This is a genomic window from Mesorhizobium sp. WSM4829, assembly GCF_055811475.1.
The window spans coordinates 1-5,190 of sequence record NZ_JBVVQJ010000082.1; the positions used below are offsets into that span (position 1 = coordinate 1).

Consider the following 5,190-nt stretch of genomic DNA (forward strand, 5'->3'; position numbering starts at 1 on the left):
CGGTTGAGCGCGAAGACTGATTCATTATGCACCTCATTTTCAAATGGCGGAAAACAGCGATTCCTGGTTGTCGTCGTGGATGCGACGCGGAGTATTGCGCGCCAAATCGGCCTTGATCCGTTCGTCTTCGAGGTCGCTGGCGCGGATCTGGTAGGGCGCGCCGCGCATGACTTGCTCGGCCGGCAAGAGGCCATCCCTGATGAACCGGCGGATTTTGACGTGCGACACGCCGAGCTTCGCGGCCGCATCCGACATGGTGAGCCACTCGCCATTCTTGTCGGAAGAGCGATAGCCGCTGATCTTGTGCACCGTGCGCAGCGATTGGACGCGACGCGCGGTCCAGGTCTTTCTCTGACCGGTCTGCATGCCCATGCGGTTGAGTGTGGCAGCGATTTCGGCATCCGACCACCGGGTTGCCATGGATCGCATGATCGCCAGAGCCTCCTCAGGCGTACGCTGGCCATGCTCTCCGGATTTGGGCTTGCGAACCCGTACCTGCGAGTGCTGGCCTCCGTGCCAGTGGATGGTCAAGATCACGTCGCGCGCATCGTCATCGACATCCGCCACGATATCCTTGATGAGCGCGCGCAGCAGTTGCTGACGACAGCGCATGTCGACACCCGGCGCATTCCAGGAGGCCTCGAGATCCTGGGCGAGGCCCGTGAAGTCCGGAACCGCGTCGACAGGCTCCACACGCTGGACTTCGCTCAGCCGGGCCTCGCAGGTCTCCACGCGCCTGAGTGTGGCTTCCCAACTCCTCTCGAGCTGGGCCGCAATAAGCCGGTTCTCCGGGTCGCAAGCGGCATAGCGGCGCTCGGCGAGCGATGCCTCATAGCGCGCCTGCTGCAGGTCCATCTCGATCATCTGCCGCCGCTTGGCTTCGCTCTCCAGCTGCATCCGTTCAGCCTCCAACGCCGCTTCGATCGCCATCGGCGCAACCGCCTCCAGCGCTTCGCGGGTCACCGCCGCGTCGGTGCGAAAGCCGTTGAACGACATGCATCGCGCCTGTGCCATCATGAGGTTGCCGCGCTCGCAGCGATATACCGGATAACCTTGGCCGCGTCCGGCATACATGACAACCAGTCTTCGCCCGCATCGACCACAGGAGATAAGACCCGGGAGCAGCGCGCGACCGCCGCGGCCCGACTTGACGCCGCCGGCTTTGCCGTAAGCGTTGGCTGCGAGCAGTTCCTGGTTCCGTTCGTACTCGCTCCATCCGATGTAGCCTTCGTGATGGTCCTTGAGCACCACCGCCCACTCGCTAGCCGGCTTGTAATGGCCATAGCTCTTGCGAACGCGGCCATCGACGATCTCAGTGCGCTTCTCGCTTTTACCATAGACATAGGCGCCGGCGTAGAATGGGTTCTTCAGGATCGAGATCACGTTGCGGTAACGGATCGGAACCCAGTCGAAGGACACCATCTTCTTGCCGTCGGAGGGTCTGGGGAAATGCACGCCATCGTCGATCATCGAGATCAGGACCTGGCGCGCGCTGCCGAGTTCGCGGAAGCGCGCGAATATCAGGTGAATGGTCTCCTGTAGGCGCATGTCGGGATTGAACCCGAGACCGTAATCGCGGTGCCAGACATAGCCGAAGGGCACGGAGATGCGCAGTTCTCCGCGCTGTGCCTTGGCGCGGGCGGCCTCGTACATGCGGGCACGCAGCACGCCGAGCTCGAATTCGCTGATGCTGCCCTTCATACCCAGCAGCAGGCGGTCGTTCGGCAATCCCGGATCGTAGACTCCGTCCAGATCGATCACGCGTGCATCGACTTCGCCGCACAACTCGAGCAGCCGATGCCAGTCCGGCCCGTTGCGCGACAGGCGGGACGCCTCCAGGCAAAGCACGGCGCCCACATGGCCGGTGCACAGATCGTCGACCAGGCGCTCGAAACCGGGACGCTCCACAGCCCCGCTTGCGGTTCGTCCCAGATCCTCGTCGATCACCTCTACTTTGCGGAATCCCCAACGCCGCGCGACGTCGACAAGCTCATACTGCCGACGCTGGCTCTCAAGGTTGAGCTGGACCTGCGCCTGAGTGGATTGACGCACATAGACGACGGCCTTGCGCTTGAGGACGGCAGTCGGAATCAGATTACCGCTCGTCATCGCAGCTCTCCTCCTCCGTTGCCACGCCGGCGGCGGCCCTCAGTACGTTGGCGAGCCGGGCGATCACTATGGTCCGTTGCGTTGAACTCAGCCCGTTCAGCTTCTGCGAGTCGAGCGGCAAGCTGAGTTGGCGAACGACCACGAGAGATCGTGTCGGGGGTGGCAGGGTTCTCATGTTGCGACTCCGCGATGGTGAAACCATCCGGAGAGCCTCGCCGGAAACGGCGTTCGATCAAGAGCTTGTTAAGCTCAAGCAGCGCGGCAAGCGATACGCGCGGGGGGCCCAGGTCCATCGCCGCGCAAGCCACGGGATCGATCATCCAGGCCGGAGCGGTAATGACATGACCGGGCGCGACGACGAGGTGAATGATCCGGCCGTCGGCGCGCTCTTCGCTGTTCTCGCAGCGAAGCCGACGTCCGAAATACGGGTGCCAACGGTAATGGACCTCGATCTCCTGCCCAACATGGGCAGAATGACCCCGAGATGGCGAAGACTGATTCATTATGCACCTCATTTTCAAATGGCGGAAAACAGCGATTCCTGGTTGTCGTCGTGGATGCGACGCGGAGTATTGCGCGCCAAATCGGCCTTGATCCGTTCGTCTTCGAGGTCGCTGGCGCGGATCTGGTAGGGCGCGCCGCGCATGACTTGCTCGGCCGGCAAGAGGCCATCCCTGATGAACCGGCGGATTTTGACGTGCGACACGCCGAGCTTCGCGGCCGCATCCGACATGGTGAGCCACTCGCCATTCTTGTCGGAAGAGCGATAGCCGCTGATCTTGTGCACCGTGCGCAGCGATTGGACGCGACGCGCGGTCCAGGTCTTTCTCTGACCGGTCTGCATGCCCATGCGGTTGAGTGTGGCAGCGATTTCGGCATCCGACCACCGGGTTGCCATGGATCGCATGATCGCCAGAGCCTCCTCAGGCGTACGCTGGCCATGCTCTCCGGATTTGGGCTTGCGAACCCGTACCTGCGAGTGCTGGCCTCCGTGCCAGTGGATGGTCAAGATCACGTCGCGCGCATCGTCATCGACATCCGCCACGATATCCTTGATGAGCGCGCGCAGCAGTTGCTGACGACAGCGCATGTCGACACCCGGCGCATTCCAGGAGGCCTCGAGATCCTGGGCGAGGCCCGTGAAGTCCGGAACCGCGTCGACAGGCTCCACACGCTGGACTTCGCTCAGCCGGGCCTCGCAGGTCTCCACGCGCCTGAGTGTGGCTTCCCAACTCCTCTCGAGCTGGGCCGCAATAAGCCGGTTCTCCGGGTCGCAAGCGGCATAGCGGCGCTCGGCGAGCGATGCCTCATAGCGCGCCTGCTGCAGGTCCATCTCGATCATCTGCCGCCGCTTGGCTTCGCTCTCCAGCTGCATCCGTTCAGCCTCCAACGCCGCTTCGATCGCCATCGGCGCAACCGCCTCCAGCGCTTCGCGGGTCACCGCCGCGTCGGTGCGAAAGCCGTTGAACGACATGCATCGCGCCTGTGCCATCATGAGGTTGCCGCGCTCGCAGCGATATACCGGATAACCTTGGCCGCGTCCGGCATACATGACAACCAGTCTTCGCCCGCATCGACCACAGGAGATAAGACCCGGGAGCAGCGCGCGACCGCCGCGGCCCGACTTGACGCCGCCGGCTTTGCCGTAAGCGTTGGCTGCGAGCAGTTCCTGGTTCCGTTCGTACTCGCTCCATCCGATGTAGCCTTCGTGATGGTCCTTGAGCACCACCGCCCACTCGCTAGCCGGCTTGTAATGGCCATAGCTCTTGCGAACGCGGCCATCGACGATCTCAGTGCGCTTCTCGCTTTTACCATAGACATAGGCGCCGGCGTAGAATGGGTTCTTCAGGATCGAGATCACGTTGCGGTAACGGATCGGAACCCAGTCGAAGGACACCATCTTCTTGCCGTCGGAGGGTCTGGGGAAATGCACGCCATCGTCGATCATCGAGATCAGGACCTGGCGCGCGCTGCCGAGTTCGCGGAAGCGCGCGAATATCAGGTGAATGGTCTCCTGTAGGCGCATGTCGGGATTGAACCCGAGACCGTAATCGCGGTGCCAGACATAGCCGAAGGGCACGGAGATGCGCAGTTCTCCGCGCTGTGCCTTGGCGCGGGCGGCCTCGTACATGCGGGCACGCAGCACGCCGAGCTCGAATTCGCTGATGCTGCCCTTCATACCCAGCAGCAGGCGGTCGTTCGGCAATCCCGGATCGTAGACTCCGTCCAGATCGATCACGCGTGCATCGACTTCGCCGCACAACTCGAGCAGCCGATGCCAGTCCGGCCCGTTGCGCGACAGGCGGGACGCCTCCAGGCAAAGCACGGCGCCCACATGGCCGGTGCACAGATCGTCGACCAGGCGCTCGAAACCGGGACGCTCCACAGCCCCGCTTGCGGTTCGTCCCAGATCCTCGTCGATCACCTCTACTTTGCGGAATCCCCAACGCCGCGCGACGTCGACAAGCTCATACTGCCGACGCTGGCTCTCAAGGTTGAGCTGGACCTGCGCCTGAGTGGATTGACGCACATAGACGACGGCCTTGCGCTTGAGGACGGCAGTCGGAATCAGATTACCGCTCGTCATCGCAGCTCTCCTCCTCCGTTGCCACGCCGGCGGCGGCCCTCAGTACGTTGGCGAGCCGGGCGATCACTATGGTCCGTTGCGTTGAACTCAGCCCGTTCAGCTTCTGCGAGTCGAGCGGCAAGCTGAGTTGGCGAACGACCACGAGAGATCGTGTCGGGGGTGGCAGGGTTCTCATGTTGCGACTCCGCGATGGTGAAACCATCCGGAGAGCCTCGCCGGAAACGGCGTTCGATCAAGAGCTTGTTAAGCTCAAGCAGCGCGGCAAGCGATACGCGCGGGGGGCCCAGGTCCATCGCCGCGCAAGCCACGGGATCGATCATCCAGGCCGGAGCGGTAATGACATGACCGGGCGCGACGACGAGGTGAATGATCCGGCCGTCGGCGCGCTCTTCGCTGTTCTCGCAGCGAAGCCGACGTCCGAAATACGGGTGCCAACGGTAATGGACCTCGATCTCCTGCCCAACATGGGCAGAATGACCCCGAGATGGCGATCG

At 63.0% G+C, this 5,190-nt stretch carries 4 protein-coding genes; all 4 read right to left on the reverse strand.

What is annotated here, in order from left to right:
- Positions 1–39: 39 nt before the first annotated feature.
- Positions 40–2,109 (reverse strand): recombinase family protein, encoded by a 2,070-nt coding sequence (locus AC0L17_RS33965; protein WP_473518920.1) that lies wholly within the window; start codon positions 2,107–2,109, stop codon positions 40–42.
- Positions 2,106–2,612: a hypothetical protein gene (locus AC0L17_RS33970; RefSeq protein WP_473518921.1), complete on the reverse strand. Its 507-nt coding sequence runs from the start codon at positions 2,610–2,612 to the stop codon at positions 2,106–2,108. Before AC0L17_RS33970 ends, AC0L17_RS33965 begins: the two co-directional genes overlap by 4 nt.
- Before the next feature lie 14 nt (positions 2,613–2,626).
- The gene (locus AC0L17_RS33975) at positions 2,627–4,696 is read right to left on the reverse strand and encodes a recombinase family protein (protein ID WP_473518920.1); all 2,070 of its coding nucleotides are present in this window, start codon (positions 4,694–4,696) and stop codon (positions 2,627–2,629) included.
- On the reverse strand, positions 4,693–5,190 hold a 498-nt coding region (locus AC0L17_RS33980), incomplete at its 5' end, for a hypothetical protein (protein ID WP_473518922.1). The genes AC0L17_RS33975 and AC0L17_RS33980, both read right to left, overlap by 4 nt.